Raw genomic sequence first — 19,125 nt, 5'->3', positions numbered from 1 at the left:
GATGCGTGAGGCGTTCACCCACAACGTGCGTGGCGAAGAGGCGGGGATGCGCCTTGACGTCCTCCTCGGCCAGCTTGAGGAGTTGCCGAGCCGCTCAGCAGCGCAACGACTGCTCGAGGGCGGGTACGTGCGCGTGAACGGCGAGATCGCGCAGAAGCGACACATCACGCGGGCGGGCGAGCGGATCGAGGTCTTTCCGGCGCCTTCCGAGGAAGCGACCCTCGAGGCCGAGGACATCCCGCTCGACATCCGGTTCGAGGACCCGCACCTGATCGTGCTCTCGAAGCCGGCCGGACTCGTCGTGCACCCTGCGCGCGGTCACTCGACCGGTACGCTCGTGCATGCGCTCCTGGGACACACCGCCGACCTCGGCACGCAGCAGGGCGACGAACGTCCGGGCATCGTGCACCGCCTCGACAAGGACACCTCGGGACTCATGATGGTGGCCAAGGACGACGAGACGCAGGTGGCGCTCTCGGAGGCGCTCAAGATACGCACTATCGAACGCAGGTACGTGGCGCTCGTCCACGGTTATATCGCGCCAGACACCGGCATCATCGACGCGCCGCTCGCGCGCAACTCGAAGGACCGGATGCGAATGGCGGTCAGCGATCACCCGGACGCGAAGCAGTCGGTCACGACCTTCCGCGTGCTCGAGCGTTTCATGGCCGGCAGGTACGACGACGGCTACACACTGGTCGAGTGCAAGCTCTACACCGGGCGCACGCATCAGATCCGCGTGCACATGAACTACATCAAGCACCCGGTCGTGGGTGACGCGCTCTACGGGCGCAACCATCCCAAGGCGGACCTCGGGCTCGACAGGCAGTACCTCCACGCGTACCGGATCGGGTTCGACCATCCGATCACCGGCGAGCGGATCGACCTTGTCGACGCTCTGCCCGAGGAGTTGGCGAAGCGCCTGCGGGCGCTCATACCGGACTCGATGGGGCGGACCGAGGCGGGCGACGAGGTGCTCCCGATCGTGCTGCCGCAGGGCGCGTAGCATTCCGGTAGCCGTTCTCAGGCTCCACACAACCTCCACATCTCGTGCGCGGGGCCGCCAGACGGCGGTACTATCCTCGTCAGGAGGTACACGAGAGGAAGGGCCGCCTGTGGAGACGCGCAGGATCCTGCTGGTCGAGGACGAGGCACAGACGCGCTCGGTGGTCGAGGCGTACCTGGAGCGCGACGGATACTGGGTCACGGCCGTCGGTGACGGCGCGCGGGCTCTGGAGGCCTTCGGCACACATCAGTACGATGCCGTGGTGCTCGATCTCAACCTCCCCGAAGTGTCGGGCGAGGAGGTCTGCAAGCGTATCCGCGACACCTCCGACGTGCCGATCATCATGCTCACGGCCAAGGGTGCCGAAGAGGAGCGCATCGCCGGACTCGACCTCGGCGCGGACGACTACCTGGTGAAGCCCTTCTCTCCGCGCGAGCTCGTGGCGCGCGTAAGGGCGCTCCTGCGCCGTGCGCGCACTGAGACCGAGCCGCAGCGCTCGCGCGTGGCGTATGGCCCGCTTGAGATCGATCTCGCAGGCCACCGGGTCTACGTCGACGGCCAGGAGATCGAGCTGACCGCAAGTGAGTACAAGCTGCTCACGACACTCTCGCGCTATCCCGGCCGCGTGTACTCGCGCATGGAGCTCGTGGAGAAGGTCCTCGGGTACGACTTCGAAGGCTACGAGCGCGCAGTCGACTCCCACGTGAAGAACCTGCGCGCCAAGCTCGATGACGACCCGAAGGTGCCGCGCTTCATCCACACGGTCTTCGGCGTGGGGTATCGCTTCGAATCGCCGGAGACTTCGTGAGGCGAAAAGACCTCACCTTCCGGCTGGCGCTCGCGTTCGCGTTCGTGGCGATCGCCACCGCGGCCATCTCCGCGATCGTGATCACGGTGACCTGGCAGCGCCAGTTCGAGGTCTACGTGCAGCGGGGCGTGCAGGAGCGCGCGGACGCGGTGGCCGAGGTGTTCTCGGAGGCGTACGGAGAGGCCGGCAGCTGGGACTCGGTTGCGTTCGTCAACATCGCGCATCTCGGACTCACGGGCGACTACAGCGTGCAGGTGCTCGACGCCGACGGTGATCTGGTGGCCTACACGCAAGACCGGATGGGCCGCATGATGACCGGCGGCACGCCCGCCGACAATGCCGAGGTCACGGCGCGCGCGGACATCGTGGTGGATGGTGAGGTGGTCGGGGAGGCGCTCGTCGTGCGCATCACGCCCGGCGGCCTGCTGACCGAGCGCGACGTCTGGTTCCGGGCAGCATCACTGCGCGGCCTGGCGCTGGCGGCGTTCATCGCGGTCGCGCTCGCCTCGCTTGCAGGCGTCCTCTTCTCGCGGGGAATCGTGCGGCCGATCGCGGCGGTGACCCGCGCAGCCGAGGCGCTTCGGCACGGAGACCGCTCGGCGCGCACCGGTATGACCGGCGGCGACCCGATCGCCGACCTCGGGGCGACGTTCGACGAGATGGCGGATGCGGTGGAAGCCGAGCGTGCCTTCGAGCAGCAGCTCACCGCCGATGTAGCACACGAGCTCCGGACACCGCTGCAGGCGATCCAAGCGACGGTCGAGGCGATGCAGGACGGCGTGCTGCCCACCGATGAGGAGCGCCTCGCGCTCATCCACGATGAGACGGTTCGCCTCGGCAGGCTGACCGGTTCGATCCTCGAGCTCTCGCGTCTCGAGAACGGGTCTGCCCCGATGCCGCTCGTGCCGATCGACCTGGCCGAGCCGGTGACGGCTGCGCTCGAGACCTCGCGCGCGCTGATGGAGTCGACCGGACACACGCTCGAGGACGCGGTTGAGCGCGGGATCGTGGTGATGGGCAACGCGGACCGCCTCAGACAGGCCGTGGGCAACTTGCTCTCGAACGCGGCGCGCTACACGCCCGAAGGGGGGAGCGTGCGGCTGCGGCTGCTGCGCGACGGCGACGAAGCGGTCATCGAGGTCGCCGACTCGGGCATCGGCGTGGCCGACGAGGACCGCGAGCGGGTGTTCACGCGCTTCTGGCGCGCGGATCCCGCCCGCGCCCGCACGAGCGGCGGGTTGGGGATCGGCCTGGCGGTCGTGCGCGAGGTTGTCGATCGTCACGGCGGGAGGGTCGGGGTCCACCGCTCGGACCTCGGCGGCGCCTCGTTCGTGATCCGCATCCCCGTCGCGCAGGACCGTCGCTGACGCGCGGCCGGGGGATCCCACGCCTGTTGTCCGCTCGTCGGGAGGCTCCCACGCGTGGGTTGTGAGGCGGCCGCTGTCCTGGTACCCTCTGACAGACCTTTAATACCGGTCCCGTGAGGCCGGCAAGGAGCCAACAGCATAGATGAGCCGCAGCCGCCCCCAGGGTTGGTCGCGTGCAAGCCGAAGCAGACGCCTTCTTGCCAGCCGCAAGAGGGCGTTATCTGTGCCCGGGGGGAACCGGCCGACGCCAAGCCAGGGAGGTGCCGCACGTGAGCTACCGGGAGAAGGCCGAGGTGATGGACGCCGAGGCGATGGACCGCGCACTGACCCGGATCGCACACGAGATCCTCGAGGCGAACAAGGGGGCGGGGAGCATCGCGCTCGCGGGCATCATGACGCGCGGCGTGGACATGGCCAACCGCCTCGCCGACCGGATCGCCGCGATCGAGGGGACCGTGGTCCCCGTAGGAAGCCTCGACATCTCCTTCTACCGCGATGATGTGGCCACCCGGCTCAGTCCCGAGGTGCACACGACCGACATCCCCTTCACTGTCGAGGACCGCACCATCGTGCTCGTGGACGACGTCCTCTACACAGGGCGGACCATCCGGGCCGCGATGGACGCCATCATGGACTACGGCAGGCCTTCGGCGGTCCAGCTGGCTGTGCTCGTGGACCGCGGCCACCGGGAGCTCCCGATCAGGGCGGACTTCGTGGGCAAGAACGTGCCCACCGCCCGCCGGGAACGCGTGAAGGTGCTCCTGAAGGAACACGACGGTCGCGAGGCGGTCGTCATCCTCGAAGACGACGGGAAAGGGGAGTAGCGTGCTCTCAGGCAGGCACATCATGACGATGGACGATGTCTCAGCCGAGGAGATCGCACTCATCCTCGACACCGCGGAATCCTTCGCCGAAGTGAACCAGCGCCGCATCAAGAAGCTCCCGACGCTTCGCGGCCGCACCATCGTGAACCTCTTCTTCGAGCCGTCCACGCGGACGCGCACCTCCTTCGAGATCGCGGCCAAGCGCCTCTCGGCCGACGGCATCAACTTCTCGGCATCGGCTTCGGCGACCGTCAAGGGCGAGACGCTGCTCGACACCGCCAAGACGCTCGCGGCGATGAGCTGCGACTTGGTGGTTGTGCGCCACAAGTACGCGGGCGCGCCGCAGATGCTTGCCGAGGTGATGGGCTGCTCGATCGTCAACGGCGGCGACGGCGTGCACGAGCACCCCACGCAGGCGCTGCTCGATCTTTACACGATGCGCCAGGCGCTCGGGAAGCTTGCTGGACTGCGTGTGGGCATCGTGGGCGACATCTGCCACTCGCGGGTGGCCGGCTCGCTCGTCCCCGCGCTCCGCAAGATGGGGGCGACGCCGATCGTGATCGGCCCACCCACGCTCATGCCGGCCAGGCCGGACGTGCTCGGCGCCGAGGTGGCGTGGGACCTCGATGAGGTACTGCCCACGCTCGACGTGTGCTACCTGCTGCGCGTGCAGTTCGAGCGCGCCGAGGTGATGCCATTCCCGAGCAACCGCGAGTACGCGACGCTCTACGGCATGAACATGGCGCGGATGGCCAAGCTGCCCTCGCACGCGATCGTGATGCACCCGGGTCCGATGAACCGCGGCGTGGAGATCTCGGCCGATGTGGCCGACTCCTCGCGCAGCGTCATCCTCGGCCAGGTCGAGTCCGGAGTGGCGGTCCGCATGGCCGTCATGTACCTGCTGCTGGGAGGTGCCGACAGTGGCGCTGCTGCTTAAAGGAGGGCGGGTGGTCGACGCCGCCATCGGGCTCGATGCGGTGCTCGACATCATCGTGAAGGACGGCCACATCGTCGGCGTGGGCACGGACCTCAAGCTCGAGCGTGGCGAGACGGTCGACTGCGCCGAGAAGGTCGTGCTGCCGGGCCTCGCGGACGTGCACGTGCATCTGCGCGAGCCGGGTCGTGAGTACAAGGAGACGATCGAGAGCGGTACCCGCGCTGCGGCGCACGGCGGTTTCGCCGCGGTAGCCTGCATGCCGAACACCGACCCCATCTGCGACAACGGCTCCAAGGTCCGCTTCATCGTGGAGCGCGCGGCCGCGAACGGAGCGGTGCGCGTCTATCCCGTTGGCGCGATCACCAAAGGGCAGGCCGGCGAGCAGCTCGCCGAGATCGGCGACATGATCGCCGAGGGTGCGGTTGCCTTCTCCGACGATGGCAAGGGGATCCAGTCGGCAGGCATGACCCGCATCGCGATGGACTACATCAAGCGCTTTGGCGCCACGCTCATCGCACACTGCGAGGACGAGTCGCTTGCAGGACACGGCGTGGTGAACGAGGGCGTCGTCTCCACGCGCATGGGGCTGCCGGGCATCCCGGCTGCTGCCGAGGAGACGATGGTCGCGCGCGACATCGCGCTTGCCGAGCTCACGGGCTGCAGGTTGCATCTCGCGCACCTCTCGACTGCGGGCTCGGTCGCGCTCGTGCGGGAAGCGAAGGCGCGCGGCGTGCGCGTGACCTGTGAGGTCACGCCGCACCACCTGTTCCTCGACGAGGACGCGCTTGCGACCTACGACACAAACCTCAAGATGAACCCGCCGCTGCGCACGGCAGAAGACCGCCAGGCGCTCGTGGCAGGCCTCCTAGACGGTACGGTGGACTGCATCGCCACGGACCATGCGCCGCACGCGCCGCATGAGAAGGAGCTTGAGTTCGAGCTCGCGCCGTTCGGCACCACCGGCCTGGAGACCGCGCTTCCGCTGGTGATCACGAACCTCGTGGCTGCCGGCACGCTCGGCTGGACCGAGGTCACGAACCTCATGTGCCACGGGCCGCGGCTGGCGCTCGGCCTGCCCGAGGTCCGCCTCGAAGCCGGCTTTCCGGCCGACATCACGATCGTAGATCCCGAAGCGCGCGTTGAGGTCACGGCCGACTGGTTCGTCTCCAAGTCGCGCAACTCGGCGTTTGTGGGCAGCAGCCTGCTCGGTAAGGCGAGCGACGTGCTCGTGGGCGGGAAATGGGCGCTCCGCAACGGGAAGGTGGTCGGTTAGGTGGCTTCCGGCAACGACACCCGCGCCCGCGCGCTGCTTGTGCTCGAAGACGGCACGTTCTTCGAGGGCTTCAGCTGCGGCGCGCCCGGCGAGAGCTTCGGCGAGATCGTCTTCAACACCTCGATGACCGGCTACCAGGAGATCCTCACCGATCCTTCCTACACCGGGCAGATCATCGCGATGACCTTCCCACACATCGGCATCTACGGCGTGAACGCCGCCGACGTGGAGTCGCGCAGCATCTTCGCGTCCGGGCTGGTGGTGCGTGAGCTTTCGGCCACGGCCTCCAACTGGCGTTCCGAGGAGACACTGGGCGCGTACCTTGAACGCCTCGGCGTGGTCGCGATCGAGGGCGTGGACACGCGGCGCCTCACGCGTCATGTGCGCGAGGCGGGGGCGATGCGCGCGGTGCTCTCGACGGTGGACCTCGACGTGGCCTCGTTGCTTGCGAAGGTGAGAGCGTCCGAGTCGCTCGTGGGGCGCGACCTTGTGAGCGGCGCGGCGGCGGGAAGCAGTTACCGTTGGGGCGCAGAGGCGCCACCCGAATGCGAAGTGCCTGTGGACACGGGCGTGCTCGCGGGGCTGCCACGCTACCGCGTGGTGGCGTACGACTCGGGCCTCAAGTACAACATCATGCGTCGGCTGTCCGAGGCAGGCTGCGAGGTCACCGTGGTGCCGCCGTCGACGACCGCAGACGAGGCGCTCGCGCTCGAGCCCGACGGCATCTTCTTCGCCAACGGCCCGGGCGACCCGGCGGCCGTGGCGTATCTCTACAGCACGCTCAGGGACCTGCTCGGCGTGCGGCCGATCTTCGGCATCTGCCTCGGACACCAGATGCTCTCGCTCGCGCTCGGCGCAGAGACGTACAAGCTCAAGTACGGGCATCGTGGGGGCAACCAGCCGGTGAAGAACCTCGTGACGGGCGCGGTGGAGGTCACGTCGCAGAACCACGGCTTCTGCGTTGACTTCGGCTCGATCGGCCCGCTCCTGGCCGAGGACTCGCGGGGGCTCGAGCTTGACCCGAACGATCTTGGGGCGTGGGTGCGCGCAGGTGTGGCACCGGTGGTACGCTCGTCGGTGCACGGTCGGGTGCAGCTCACGCACGTGAACCTCAACGACATGACGACCGCGGGGGTGCGCACGCTCGACCTGCCCGCGTTCTCGGTCCAGTACCACCCCGAGGCGGCTCCCGGCCCGCACGACGCACGGTACCTGTTCCGCGCGTTCACGCGACTCATGGACGGTCGCCCCGACCTGTTCGGCGAGATGGACGGAGAGTGAAGATGCTGCGAACAGTACTCCTGCCGGTCGACTTCACCGAAGACAACGCGCTCATACTGGCGTTCGCCAAGGGACTGCCCTCTATCGGGGTCCGGCGGGTCATCCTCGCTCACGTGGTCGAGGTCCCGGGCGTGGAAGGGCATCTCATCGCACAGCGTGTGGACGAGGCGCTCGAGGCGATCCGCGCATTCGCTCCCGAACTGGAGGCGGCGGGACTGCTCGTCGAGGTCCGGGTCGCCACCGGCGACACGGTCGAGGAGATCGGTGCGCTCGCGATCGAGAGCCAGGTAGACGGCGTCGTCTACGGCTCGCACGCCAAGACGGTGATGGACCAGCTGCTCGCAGGCTCGGTATCCGAGCGCCTGCTGCGCGACGCGACGATCCCGCACCTCGTGGTGCGCTTCGACCTGCTCCGCAACCAGAGTTCGCCCGAATCGCTGCTTCGGCACTTCGGAGAGAAGATCGTGCTCCCCACGGACTTCTCGCTGTCGGCCGCACGTGCGTTCACGGTTGCGATCGACCTGCCCAAGGGCGTCATCAAGCACCTGTTCCTCGTCCATGCGATTGATCCGGCGCTCACCGGCGAGAAGCTGCGGCGCGCTTCGGAAGGGGCCGAGTTCCAGCTCAAGAACCTGCAGGCGATGTGCAGTCAGCAGGGGATCACGTCGAGTCCCACGACCACGCAGGAGGCCCCGATCCCCGGGATTCTGAAGGAGATCGACGAACGTCGCGCGACCGGCGTGATCGTCGGAACGCGTGGCCGCAACGCCGTGCAGGAAGTGCTGCTCGGCAGTGTCTCGATGACGCTGCTGCGGCAGGCGAGCTGCCCCGTTCTCATCGTGCCGTAAGGCAGGTCCCGCCAGCCCTCGACCGTCAAGGAACCCATGCCCCGCAGAGACGACATCAAGAAGATCCTCATTATCGGCTCCGGACCGATCGTGATCGGCCAGGCGTGCGAGTTCGACTATTCGGGCGCCCAAGCGTGCAAGGTGTTGCGTGAGGACGGCTTCGAGGTCGTGCTCGTGAACAGCAACCCGGCCACGATCATGACCGACCCCGAGTTCGCGGATCGCACGTACGTGGAGCCGATCACCGTCGAGTTCGTCGAGAAGGTCATCGCCAAGGAGCGTCCTGACGCGCTTCTGCCCACCCTCGGCGGGCAAACCGGACTCAACTGCGCGGTGGCACTCGCCGAGGCCGGGATCCTCGACAAGTACGGTGTCGAGCTCATCGGCGCGACGCTGCCGGTCATCAAGAAGGGTGAGGACCGGAGGCTCTTCAGCGAGGCGATGCGGGCGATTGGGCTCGACACGCCGCGTTCGGCGTACGTCTATGCGATCGCGGATGCCGAGGAGTTCGTGGCCTCGGTCGGCTGGCCGGTAGTCGTCCGGCCGAGCTTCACGCTCGGCGGCGCGGGCGGCGGCATCGCGTACAACATCGACGAGCTCCGCGAGATCTGTGCGGGCGGCATTGCGCTCTCGCCAGTAGGCGAGGTGCTCGTGGAGGAGAGCGTGATCGGCTGGAAGGAGTTCGAGATGGAGGTGATGCGCGATCGCAAGGACAACTGCGTGATCGTGTGCTCCATCGAGAACTTCGACGCCATGGGCGTCCACACCGGCGACAGCATCACCGTGGCGCCCGCGCTCACGCTCACCGACCGTGAGTACCAGGTGCTGCGGGACGCCTCCTTCGCGATCATGCGCGAGATCGGGGTGGAGACCGGCGGCAGCAACGTGCAGTTCGCGGTGAACCCCGCCGACGGCCGGCTGTTCGTCATCGAGATGAACCCGCGCGTGTCGCGCTCTTCCGCGCTGGCGTCCAAGGCCACTGGCTTCCCTATCGCGAAGATCGCGGCGAAGCTTGCGGTGGGCTATACCCTTGATGAGATTCCCAACGACATCACGAAGGCCACGCCCGCGAGCTTCGAGCCATCCATCGACTACACGGTCGTGAAGGTGCCACGCTGGGCGTTCGAGAAGTTTCCCGGAACAGACACCACGCTCACCACGCGCATGAAGAGCGTGGGTGAGGTCATGGCGATGGGCCGGACGTTCCCCGAGGCGCTCGGCAAGGCGCTGCGTTCGCTCGAGAACGGTCGCGGAGGCCTGGGCGCCGACGGCAAGGACTCCTTCGACGAGCATCGCTTCGACGAGCACCTTGCGGTGCCGAACGAGCAGCGGGTGTTCTACATGGCCGAGGCGTTCCGCCGGGGACGCACCACGGACTGGGTTGCCGAGATCACGCGGATCGACCCGTGGTTCTGCGAGCAGGTGCGCCGTATGGTCGAGGTGGAGAGTTCGATCCGTGATCGCTCGCTCGATTCACTCGACGGCTCTGAGCTGCGGAAAGCCAAGCAGCACGGGATGTCGGATGCGCAGATCGCGTACCTTACAGGAACGCTTGAGGGTGACGTCCGGCGAGCAAGGCTCGACCTGGGCGTGACGGCTACCTTCAAGGCGGTCGACACCTGCGCAGCGGAGTTCTTTGCGGCCACACCCTACTACTACAAGACGTACGAAGAGGAGAACGAGGCGCATCCCTCGGAGCGCAAGAAGGCGATGATCCTCGGCGCGGGACCGAACCGCATCGGGCAGGGCATCGAGTTCGACTACTGCTGCGTGCACGCGGCCTACGCACTGGCCGAGGCCGGGTTCGAGACCATCATGGTCAACTGCAACCCGGAGACGGTCTCCACCGACTACGACACCTCGGACAAGCTCTACTTCGAGCCGCTCACCTTCGAGGACGTCATGGACATCATCGAGGTGGAGCGTCCCGACGGCGTGCTCGTGACCTTCGGCGGGCAGACGCCTCTCAAGCTGGCTCACGCGCTCGAGCAGGCGGGCGTGCCGATCCTCGGCACCAAGCCTGAAGCGATCGACCTGGCCGAGGATCGGCAGCGGTTCTCGGAAGTGCTCGATCGGCTCGGGATCGCGTATCCGGCGGCCGGCACCGCGCGCACACTCGAGGAGGCCGTGGAGGTCGCCGCGCGCATCGGCTACCCGCTGCTCGTGCGTCCGAGCTACGTGCTCGGCGGGCGCGGCATGGTGATCGCCTACAACGAGGAATACCTGCTGCGCTACGTGCAGAAGGCCACGGAGGTCTCACCCGACCATCCCGTGCTGCTCGACCGCTTTCTCGAGGGCGCCATCGAGGTCGACGTGGACGCGGTGTGCGACGGTGAGACCGTCTACATCGGCGGCGTGATGGAGCACATCGAGGAGGCGGGCATCCACTCGGGTGACTCGGCCTGCTGCATCCCGCCGTTCTCGCTCGGCGAGGAGACCGTCGAGCGCATCACCGAGCACGCCCGCGCGCTCGCGCTCGAACTTGGCGTTCGCGGACTGATGAACGTGCAGTTCGCGGTGAAGGACGAGGCCGTCTACGTGCTCGAGGTCAACCCGCGCGCCAGCCGGACCGTGCCGTTCGTGAGCAAGGCGACCGGCGTGCAGCTCGCCAAGGTGGCGGCACGCGTGATGGCGGGCGAGAAGCTCGCCGAGATGGCGCTGCCCGCCGAGGGTCGCGAGCTCGGGCGGTACTGCGTGAAGGAAGCAGTCATGCCCTTCGGCCGCTTCCCGGGCACCGACAGCGTGCTCGGCCCGGAGATGAAGTCCACCGGCGAGGTCATGGGTGTGGCGCACGACTTCCCGAGCGCGTACGGCAAGAGCCAGCTCGCGATCGACTACTCGCTGCCGCGCGAGGGCGCGGCGTTCATATCGGTGTGCGATCGCGACAAGCGTGCCATGGTGCCGGTGGCGCGCCAGCTGCACGCGCTCGGCTTCCGCATCATGTCCACCAAGGGTACGGCGCGCCTCCTGCAGGCCTCGGGCATCCCGGTCGAGAGCGTGCGCAAGGTGCACGAAGGCCGCCCGAACGTGGTCGACAGCATCGTGAACGGCGAGGTACAGCTGGTCATCAACACGCCGTTCGGCCGCGAGACGCGCTCGGACGGGTACCACATTCGCACCGCCGCCGTGCAGCACGGCGTCAGCAACATCACGACGCTTGCCGCCGCACAGGCGAGCGCCGCCGCCATCGAGGCGATCATCCGCGGCAATCTCGACGTGATCGCGCTCCAGGACTTCAACGGGGAGGCGGAGTGAGCGACACGCGCCAGCGACCGGCGACCGAGCACGCCACGATCGTTGCGAACGAGCGCGTCGCCGAGGGCGTCGGGATGGTGGTGCTGGACGCACCGCGCACGGCGGCCGCGATCGCTCCGGGGCAGTTCGTGCATCTGCGCATAGCCGAGGGTGCCGACTTCATCCTGCGCCGCCCGTTCTCGGTCTACCGCGCCGAGGCGGGCCGCCTCGAGATCCTCTACCAGGTGGTCGGGCGCGGCACGCGTGTGCTCGCCGAGGCTGCGCCCGGCGTGGTCATGGACCTCATCGGCCCGCTCGGACGCGGGTGGTGGGTGCCCGAGGGCGTCGCACACGCGCTCGTCGTGGCCGGCGGCCTGGGTGCAGCTCCCATGGGCATGCTGGTGGAGGAACTCGCTCGCCTGGGCGTGGCGACGACGCTCGCACACGGTGCGCCCACAGCCGATCGCCTGCTCGCGCGCGACCTCTTCGAGGCCACGTGTCGGCGGACCGAGGTAGCCACTGACGACGGTTCGGCGGGCACGTGCGGGTTCGTGACTGCACTCACCGACGGCCTCATGCGCAAAGCCCGGCCTGATGTCGTGTACGTGTGCGGCCCGGAACCGATGCAGCGCATCGTGGTGGCTCAGGCGGCCGCGGCGGGCATCCCATGTCAGGTATCGCTCGAGCGCCTCATGGCGTGCGGCGTAGGCGCGTGCCTGTCGTGCGTGGTAACGACGGTGAACGGCCGCAAGCGCGCGTGCGTGGACGGCCCGGTGTTCGACGCCGCCGAAGTGCTGTGGGACCCGTCCGAGGACCCGGAGGCAGGGGAGTGACCGGCACCGTGGACATGCGCGTGCGGATTGGCGAGCTCGAGCTTCGCAACCCGGTGATGACCGCCTCGGGCACCTTCGGCTCGGGGCGCGAGTACGCGGACTTCATGGAGCTCGCGCAGCTCGGCGCCGTGGTCACCAAAGGCGTGTCGCTCGAGCCCTGGGCGGGCAACGACAGCCCCCGCATCGCCGAGACGCCTTCGGGCATGCTCAACTCCATCGGCCTGCAGAACCCCGGTGTTGCGGCCTTCTGCGCGAATGACCTGGCCTGGCTCGCTACCCAGAACGTGCCGGTGATCGTGAACCTCGTGGGTCACAGCGTGGCCGAGTACGTGGCCGTGACCGAACGGCTGGATGCGGAACCGGACATCGCGGCCTTCGAGCTCAACATCTCGTGCCCGAACGTGGACGCCGGCGGCATGGCCTTCGGTACGTCGTGCCCGGCCGCCGCCGAGGTCGTGAGGGCGGTGCGGGCAGCCACCACCAAGACGCTCATCGTGAAGCTAAGCCCGAACGTCACCGACATCGCAGAGATCGCGCGTGCAGTTGAGGCCGAAGGTGCAGATGCCGTGAGCCTCATCAACACGCTACTGGGCATGGCGATCGACACGCGCACCTTCCGGCCGAAGCTCGCACGCGGCGTGGGCGGCCTCTCGGGGCCGGCGATCCGGCCGGTGGCTGTTCGGATGGTCTGGCAGGTCGCGCGCGCGGTGGCCGTGCCGGTGATCGGGATGGGCGGAATCATGTCGGCTGCCGATGCGGCCGAGTTCATGCTCGCGGGCGCGACGGCCGTGGCCGTGGGTACGGCGAACTTCGTCGACCCGACGGCATCTGCTGCGGTTGCCGAGGGCTTGCGGCACTTCTGCGAGGAGCGCGGGATCGCCCGCGTGAGCGACCTGACCGGTGCAGCCTGGCCCGAACGCCAGGCCTGACAGAGTCGCGGCGACCGGCGAGGCGGCCGGATGCCGCGTGCGAGTGCAAGGGGACACTATGAGAGACCGGATCATCGTCGCACTGGACCTGCCCGACGCCGAGCGCGCGCTCGCGATGGCGCGCACGTTGCGCGGTCGCGTGGGCTGGGTGAAAGTCGGCATGACGCTCTACTACGCCGAGGGCCCGCAGATCGTGCGGGACCTGCGCGCGATGGGCTTCAAGGTGTTCGTGGACCTCAAGCTCCACGACATCCCGCACCAGGTCGAGGGCGCGTGCCGTACGCTCACCCGCGCGGGCGCCGACATGTTCACGGTGCACGCCTCGGGCGGGCGCGCGATGCTCGAGGCCGCTGTGGGCGCCACAACGGCGGCCGCCGAGAAGTTCAAGGCGCCACGACCGAACATCCTCGCCGTCACCGTGCTCACCAGCCTCGATGACGCCGCGCTTGCCGAGATCGGCGTCTCGACCACCTCGGCCGAGCAGGTCGCCGCGCTGGCGACGCTTGCGCGCGACACGGGCTGCGACGGCGTGGTCTGCTCGCCCGTGGAGGCCGAAGCGATGCGCACGCTCCTCGGCACAGACGCGCTTGTGGTGACACCGGGCGTGCGTCCCGCCGACGAGGACGCGGGAGACCAGGCCCGGACTGCGACCCCGGCCGAGGCGATCGCTGCGGGTGCGTCGCATCTGGTCGTCGGGCGGCCCGTCACCGGCGCCGCGGATCCGGCGGCAGCAGCCGAAGCGATCGTGAAGGAGATGGCCTCATGACGATGACCGACGCAGACGTCCTCGCGGCGCTCAAGGAAGCGGGAGCCATCCTGCACGGGCACTTCCAGCTCACGAGCGGGCGGCACTCGGACACCTACGTCCAGTGCGCGCGCGTGCTCGAGGATCCGGCGCTCACTACGCGACTCGCCCGGGCGATGGCCGCATCCGTTGCTGACCGGCAGATCGATCTTGTGGCCGCTCCGGCGGTCGGCGGCATCATCATCGGCTTCGCCGTGGCTCAGGCACTCGGCGTCAAGTTCATCTTCAGCGAGCGCCAGCAGGGCGTGATGACGTTCCGTCGCAGCTTTGCCGTGCGTCCCGGCGAGCGCGTGCTGGTCGTGGAAGACGTGGTCACGACAGGTGGGAGCGTGGCCGAGGTCATCGAGCTGGTGCGCGAGGGCGGGGGAGTCGTCGCTGCGGTAACGTCGATCATCGACCGCGGCGGAGACAAGGCGTTCAACGCCGAGTACCGCCCTCTCCTTAAACTTGAGGTTGAGTCTATGGAGCCGCAGAACTGCCCCCAATGTGCGGCTGGAACGCCCATCGATTCGCCCGGAAGCCGCCGTCTTGCGTAACACAGGGTTGGCATCCTCGCAGGTCAGGGGTATCATCAACCCGCTGTGACGCAACGGTTCCCGTTCGCCGCGGCGATGGTGGAACCGACCGTGTGCATGTGCACGAACCCGCGAGGAGGAACAATGGCTCTGCCGAACTTGTCTCCGGAGGACCGCAAGAAGGCCCTCGAGAAGGCCGCCCAGGCGCGCCAGGCACGCGCTGATCTCCGCCAGAAGATCAAGAGCGGGAAGACGTCGTTTGCTGACGTCATGAAGAAGTCGGACGATCCCGTCGTCGCGCGCATGAAGGTCGCCACGCTGCTCGAGAGCCTCCCGGGCTACGGCAAGGCCAAGGCAGCCAAGATCATGGCCGAGTTCGAGATCTCCGACAGCCGCCGCGTCCAGGGCCTTGGCGCCCGTCAGCGCGAGCTGCTCATGCAGCGCCTCGGCTAGAGCGTCTGCCTCTATGCCGAAAGGCTCACTCGTCATCATCTCCGGTCCTTCGGGCGCCGGAAAAGGGACCCTGGTGGACCGGCTGGTCGCCAGGGTTCCGGGTCTGTGGGTGTCCGTGTCCGCCACCACGCGTTCGCCGCGCCCGCACGAGGTGGAGGGCGAGGACTACTACTTCCTCTCGGCCGAGGAGTTCGCCGACAGGATCGAGGCCGGCGAGTTCCTGGAGTGGGCCGAGGTCCACGGGAACCGCTACGGCACGCTCGCTTCCACCGTGCGCGAGCACTGCGATCGCGGGCTGGATGTGATTCTGGAGATCGACCCGCAGGGTGCCATGCAGGTCAAGGAGCTCATGCCGGATGCCGTGCTCGTGTTCATCATCGCACCGTCGATCGAGGAGCTCGAGCGCCGGATCAGGGCGCGTGGCGCCGAGAACGACGAGCAGATCAAGACGCGTCTCGCGACCGCCGTTCGGGAGCTCCAGCTTGTGGAGACATACGATCATGTGGTAGAAAACGATGATGTTGCCCGGGCCACCGATCAACTGGTCGGCATCATCGAATCCCTCCGAAGCGGCGAAGGATGTTCATAAACCATGGTCATCAAGCCTGAGATCGATCTCTTGCTCGAGAAGGTCGACTCCAAGTACACGCTCTGCATCGTGGCCGCCAAGCGTGCGCGCCAGATCAACGACATGATCCACGGTGTTCGCGACCAGGCACTGCTCACCATGCAGGCCCCGCAGATCGCCCAGATCACGAGCACCAAGCCGCTCACCCTCGCGCTCGATGAGATCGCGAGCGGTGACGTGAGCTACGAGCGGGTCAAGGAGAGCTACAAGTAGCCCCACCGCCCTCTGCTCTGCGAACATGATGCCCCGGCCGCATGCGCGGAACCGGGGCATCGTTGCTGATGAGGGGTGATCGTCAGGTGCGTGTCGCGCTCGTTCACTACCACGAGATCGGTCTCAAGGGCCTGAACCGCGGCTCGTTCGAGCGCCGCCTCGAGACGAACATCAAGTGGGCACTCCGCGACATCCCCTCGGCCGAGGTCGGGCGCATCGCGAGCAGGGTGCTCGTGCGCATCAACGACGACTCCTCGGCTCCGGACGTGGCCGCCGCGCTCGCCCGTACGCCCGGCATTTCCTACGCGGCAATCGGCATGGAGGTCGAGCAGACACCCGAGGCTATCGCGTCGGCCGCACTTGAGCTCGCCCGTGCCGAGATCGCTCGCCGGGGCGGGGCGATCCGCACCTTCGGGATCGAGGCGCGCCGCTCGGCCACCGACTACCCGGAATGCAGCATGGATATGAACCGCAGGGTCGGCGACGTTGTGCGTGAGGGCACCGGGCTTGCGGTCGACCTCTCAGCGCCGGACCTCATGGTGCGCATCGCGGTGGTCCAGGGTGCCGCGTACGTCCATGCCGAGCGCGTGGACGGCCCGGGTGGCCTGCCCGTGGGCACGTCGGGCAAGGTGATGGCGCTGCTCTCCGCCGGCATCGATTCTCCGGTGGCGGCATGGCGCGTCATGAGGCGCGGGGCGACGATCGTGGGCGTGCACTTCTCGGGGCGGCCCCAGACGGTGGGCACGTCGGAGCGCGCGGTGGAGGATCTGGCGCGCGTGCTGGTGCCGGGCGGGGGGATGGGCCGCCTCTTCGTGATCCCGTTCGGCGCCGTGCAGCGGACGATCTCACTCGACGCGCCGCCGGATATCAGGGTGCTTCTCTACCGCAGGTTGATGGTTAGAGTCGCCGAGGCTCTGGCGCGAGTCGAGGGTGCCAGGGCGCTCGTAACGGGGGAGAGTCTGGGACAGGTTGCATCGCAGACGCTCGAGAACATCGCGGTCGTGGATGCAGTCGCCACGCTCCCGGTCTTCCGGCCGCTCATCGGCAGTGACAAGCAGGAGATCGTGGCTGAGGCCCGCGCGCTCGGCACCTACGAGCTCTCGATCGCAACCGATGACGACTGCTGCACGCTCTTCATGCCGCGTCGGCCGCAGACGCATGCGCGACACGAGGAGATCGCCGAGGGCGAGGCCGGTCTCGACATCCCCGCTCTCGTCGCCCAGGCGCTCGCTGGCGCCACGCATGTGGACTTCCCGTCGGTGTCGTACCGCGCGCCGCGCATGGGGCAGCGATGAGCACGGGGCCGCTGCGCGTACTCGCGCTCGAGCCGTACTACGGCGGCTCGCACCGCGCCGTGCTGGACGGGCTCGTTGAGTGCCTCACGCCGCTCGGCTTCACATTCGACCTGCTCACGCTGCCTGCGCGCAAGTGGAAGTGGCGCATGCGCGGCTCGGCGATCACCATGGCCGAGGAGGTGCGCTCGCTCGCCGGCACCTGGTGCGAGGCGCACCCCGTCGGCGAGCCGGGGCGTCGGCGTCCCGATCGCGCGTGGGACCTCATCTACGCCAGCACCTTCGTGAACCTCGCCGAGTTCGTGGCGCTCGCGGGAGAAGCGGTGGCAGGCGTTCCGCGCATCGTGTACTTCCACGAGAACCAGCTGCTCTATCCGAACCGCCACACTGCCGAGTGGGACTACCAGTTCGCGCTCACCAACATCACGAGCGCGCTCACCGCGGACCGCTGCCTCTTCAACACGCGGTACAACCTCGACGGCTTCCTCGCCGAGATTCCCGGCTTCCTGCGCGAGTTCCCCGATCACCAACCGAAGGGCGTCCCGGCGCGCATCGCCGGGCACGCAGAGGTGCTTCCGCCGCCGTTCGACCCTGCCGTCTTCGATGCCGCACTGCCAGAGCGCGGCGCCCGCCCGCGCATCATCTGGCCGCACCGCTGGGAGCACGACAAGGACCCGGAGGCGTTCTTCGCAGCCGCAGGGACGCTCGCCGCCGAAGGCCTCGACTTCGAGGTGGCCGTGGCCGGCCAGTCGTTCCGCGAGACCGAGCCGCTGATGGCCGAGGCGGCCGCGGCGCTCGGCGACCGGCTGGTGCACCTCGGCGAGCCCGAGTCGCGTGAGGCGTACGCACGCCTGCTGGCGAGCGCGGACGTGGCGGTCTCCACTGCGCGCAACGAGTTCTTCGGCCTGGCGATGCTCGAGGCGTGCTACGCGGGTTGCACACCGGTCGTGCCCGACGGTCTGGCGTATCCGGAGCTCTACCCCGCCGAGTGCCGCTACGCGTCGCCGGGCGAGCTCGTGGCCCGGCTGCGGGGTGCGATCACCCACCGCACGGAGCCGGGCGGATACCGCGCGCTCGCGGAGCCGTTCACGTTCGATGCGCTCGTACCGCGCTACGCCGAGGTGTTCGAGGCTGTCGTGCGAGGTTAGGGCACGGTCAGCAGCGTCACCCGTGCTTGACCCGGCTCTGCAGCTCGCCCTACACTCTGCATGGTTGTAAACCGTTAGAAACGGAGCGATCATGCCACGCATCGCAAAGACGATCGGGTTCTCCGTTCCACCCGAGGTCATCGAGGACGTCGAGAGGATCGCCGCCGCCGAGGGGCGCACCCGCAGTGAGCTCTTTCGCGAGATGGTGCGCGTGTACAAGCGCGACCGGGAGCTTGTGGCCTTTGAGGACCTCGCCGCATATGGGCGTGAGCGCGCGCGTGTGCGGGCGGTGCGCACCGAGGCAGACGTGGAGCGACTGATCCATGAGGCGCGCGGTGTCTAGGCTCGTTCTCGATACCAACGTGCTTATCTCAGCGTACGGATTCGGCGGCAAGCCCGCCGAGTTGATGCGTGCGATCATCGACGGCCAGCACGGGCTGATCACCTCACCGGCGCTACTGACGGAGTTCGCGGACAAGCTCTACGACGTGCTCGGCTACGATGACGATCGCGTGCGCGCGGCGCTCCAGCAGCTCGCGCGGCTCGCGGAGATGATCCGTCCCGAGGTGACGCTGCATGTCATTGCCGATGAGGCCGACAATCGCGTGCTGGAGTGCGCGGTGGAGGGTGGCGCCGAGATGATCGTCTCGGGCGACCACCATCTGCTCGACCTCGGCGAATACGAAGGTGTGCCGATCGTCCGCGTGTCCAGCCTGATCATCGGGTAGGAA

Annotated in this window: 20 protein-coding genes; all 20 read left to right on the top strand. The window is 68.1% G+C overall.

Annotation, left to right across the window (positions count from 1 at the left end):
- The first annotated feature begins 1 nt into the window (after window position 1).
- The 20 genes from Q7W51_09080 to Q7W51_08985 all read left to right on the top strand — a co-directional run bounded on the left by Q7W51_09080 (window position 2) and on the right by Q7W51_08985 (window position 19,122).
- A complete protein-coding gene (locus Q7W51_09080) occupies window positions 2-1,006 on the top strand; it encodes an RluA family pseudouridine synthase (GenBank protein MDO8848522.1) in 1,005 nt (334 codons plus the stop codon).
- 109 nt (window positions 1,007-1,115) lie between these two features.
- Window positions 1,116-1,814 (top strand): response regulator transcription factor, encoded by a 699-nt coding sequence (locus tag Q7W51_09075; GenBank protein ID MDO8848521.1) that lies wholly within the window; start codon window positions 1,116-1,118, stop codon window positions 1,812-1,814.
- The gene (locus tag Q7W51_09070; GenBank protein ID MDO8848520.1) at window positions 1,811-3,181 is read left to right on the top strand and encodes an ATP-binding protein; all 1,371 of its coding nucleotides are present in this window, start codon (window positions 1,811-1,813) and stop codon (window positions 3,179-3,181) included. The genes Q7W51_09075 and Q7W51_09070 overlap by 4 nt, the downstream gene beginning before the upstream one ends.
- 269 nt (window positions 3,182-3,450) lie before the next feature.
- Window positions 3,451-4,005: a bifunctional pyr operon transcriptional regulator/uracil phosphoribosyltransferase PyrR gene (gene pyrR, locus Q7W51_09065; GenBank protein MDO8848519.1), complete on the top strand. Its 555-nt coding sequence runs from the start codon at window positions 3,451-3,453 to the stop codon at window positions 4,003-4,005.
- Window positions 4,006-4,027: 22 nt separating this feature from the next.
- Window positions 4,028-4,942, top strand: coding sequence for an aspartate carbamoyltransferase catalytic subunit (locus tag Q7W51_09060; protein MDO8848518.1), 915 nt, complete (start codon window positions 4,028-4,030; stop codon window positions 4,940-4,942).
- Window positions 4,926-6,215 carry a dihydroorotase gene (locus tag Q7W51_09055; GenBank protein MDO8848517.1) on the top strand — a complete coding sequence of 430 codons (1,290 nt, stop codon included), beginning with the start codon at window positions 4,926-4,928 and terminating at the stop codon, window positions 6,213-6,215. The genes Q7W51_09060 and Q7W51_09055 overlap by 17 nt, the downstream gene beginning before the upstream one ends.
- Entirely contained in the window at window positions 6,216-7,496 is a 1,281-nt protein-coding gene (gene carA, locus Q7W51_09050; GenBank protein MDO8848516.1) for a glutamine-hydrolyzing carbamoyl-phosphate synthase small subunit, read from the top strand.
- A 2-nt stretch (window positions 7,497-7,498) separates the two neighbouring features.
- A complete protein-coding gene (locus Q7W51_09045) occupies window positions 7,499-8,344 on the top strand; it encodes a universal stress protein (GenBank protein MDO8848515.1) in 846 nt (281 codons plus the stop codon).
- Window positions 8,345-8,380: 36 nt separating this feature from the next.
- Window positions 8,381-11,599, top strand: coding sequence for a carbamoyl-phosphate synthase large subunit (gene carB / locus Q7W51_09040; GenBank protein MDO8848514.1), 3,219 nt, complete (start codon window positions 8,381-8,383; stop codon window positions 11,597-11,599).
- Window positions 11,596-12,411: a dihydroorotate dehydrogenase electron transfer subunit gene (locus Q7W51_09035; protein MDO8848513.1), complete on the top strand. Its 816-nt coding sequence runs from the start codon at window positions 11,596-11,598 to the stop codon at window positions 12,409-12,411. The genes carB and Q7W51_09035 overlap by 4 nt, the downstream gene beginning before the upstream one ends.
- Complete coding sequence (locus tag Q7W51_09030) at window positions 12,408-13,340, top strand: dihydroorotate dehydrogenase (protein ID MDO8848512.1); 933 nt, start codon at window positions 12,408-12,410, stop codon at window positions 13,338-13,340. The genes Q7W51_09035 and Q7W51_09030 overlap by 4 nt, the downstream gene beginning before the upstream one ends.
- Window positions 13,341-13,398: 58 nt before the next feature.
- On the top strand, window positions 13,399-14,106 hold the full coding sequence (gene pyrF, locus Q7W51_09025; protein ID MDO8848511.1) for an orotidine-5'-phosphate decarboxylase: 708 nt from the start codon (window positions 13,399-13,401) through the stop codon (window positions 14,104-14,106).
- 2 nt (window positions 14,107-14,108) lie between these two features.
- Complete coding sequence (gene pyrE, locus Q7W51_09020) at window positions 14,109-14,681, top strand: orotate phosphoribosyltransferase (GenBank protein MDO8848510.1); 573 nt, start codon at window positions 14,109-14,111, stop codon at window positions 14,679-14,681.
- A 123-nt stretch (window positions 14,682-14,804) separates the two neighbouring features.
- Window positions 14,805-15,113, top strand: coding sequence for an integration host factor, actinobacterial type (gene mihF, locus Q7W51_09015; GenBank protein MDO8848509.1), 309 nt, complete (start codon window positions 14,805-14,807; stop codon window positions 15,111-15,113).
- A gap of 13 nt (window positions 15,114-15,126) precedes the next feature.
- Window positions 15,127-15,702 (top strand): guanylate kinase, encoded by a 576-nt coding sequence (gene gmk, locus Q7W51_09010; GenBank protein ID MDO8848508.1) that lies wholly within the window; start codon window positions 15,127-15,129, stop codon window positions 15,700-15,702.
- Window positions 15,703-15,705: 3 nt separating this feature from the next.
- Entirely contained in the window at window positions 15,706-15,954 is a 249-nt protein-coding gene (gene rpoZ / locus Q7W51_09005; protein ID MDO8848507.1) for a DNA-directed RNA polymerase subunit omega, read from the top strand.
- Between the two features lie 68 nt (window positions 15,955-16,022).
- On the top strand, window positions 16,023-17,249 hold the full coding sequence (gene thiI, locus Q7W51_09000; protein MDO8848506.1) for a tRNA uracil 4-sulfurtransferase ThiI: 1,227 nt from the start codon (window positions 16,023-16,025) through the stop codon (window positions 17,247-17,249).
- On the top strand, window positions 17,246-18,394 hold the full coding sequence (locus Q7W51_08995) for a DUF3524 domain-containing protein (GenBank protein ID MDO8848505.1): 1,149 nt from the start codon (window positions 17,246-17,248) through the stop codon (window positions 18,392-18,394). Before thiI ends, Q7W51_08995 begins: the two co-directional genes overlap by 4 nt.
- Window positions 18,395-18,485: 91 nt before the next feature.
- Window positions 18,486-18,737, top strand: coding sequence for a ribbon-helix-helix protein, CopG family (locus Q7W51_08990; protein MDO8848504.1), 252 nt, complete (start codon window positions 18,486-18,488; stop codon window positions 18,735-18,737).
- The gene (locus tag Q7W51_08985; GenBank protein ID MDO8848503.1) at window positions 18,730-19,122 is read left to right on the top strand and encodes a putative toxin-antitoxin system toxin component, PIN family; all 393 of its coding nucleotides are present in this window, start codon (window positions 18,730-18,732) and stop codon (window positions 19,120-19,122) included. The genes Q7W51_08990 and Q7W51_08985 overlap by 8 nt, the downstream gene beginning before the upstream one ends.
- Window positions 19,123-19,125: the final 3 nt, after the last annotated feature.

Source organism: Coriobacteriia bacterium (assembly GCA_030652115.1).
Taxonomy (GTDB): domain Bacteria; phylum Actinomycetota; class Coriobacteriia; order Anaerosomatales; family Anaerosomataceae; genus UBA6100.
The sequence above is the reverse complement of the archived record's forward strand: the minus strand, read 5'-3'. Positions and strand labels throughout refer to the sequence as shown.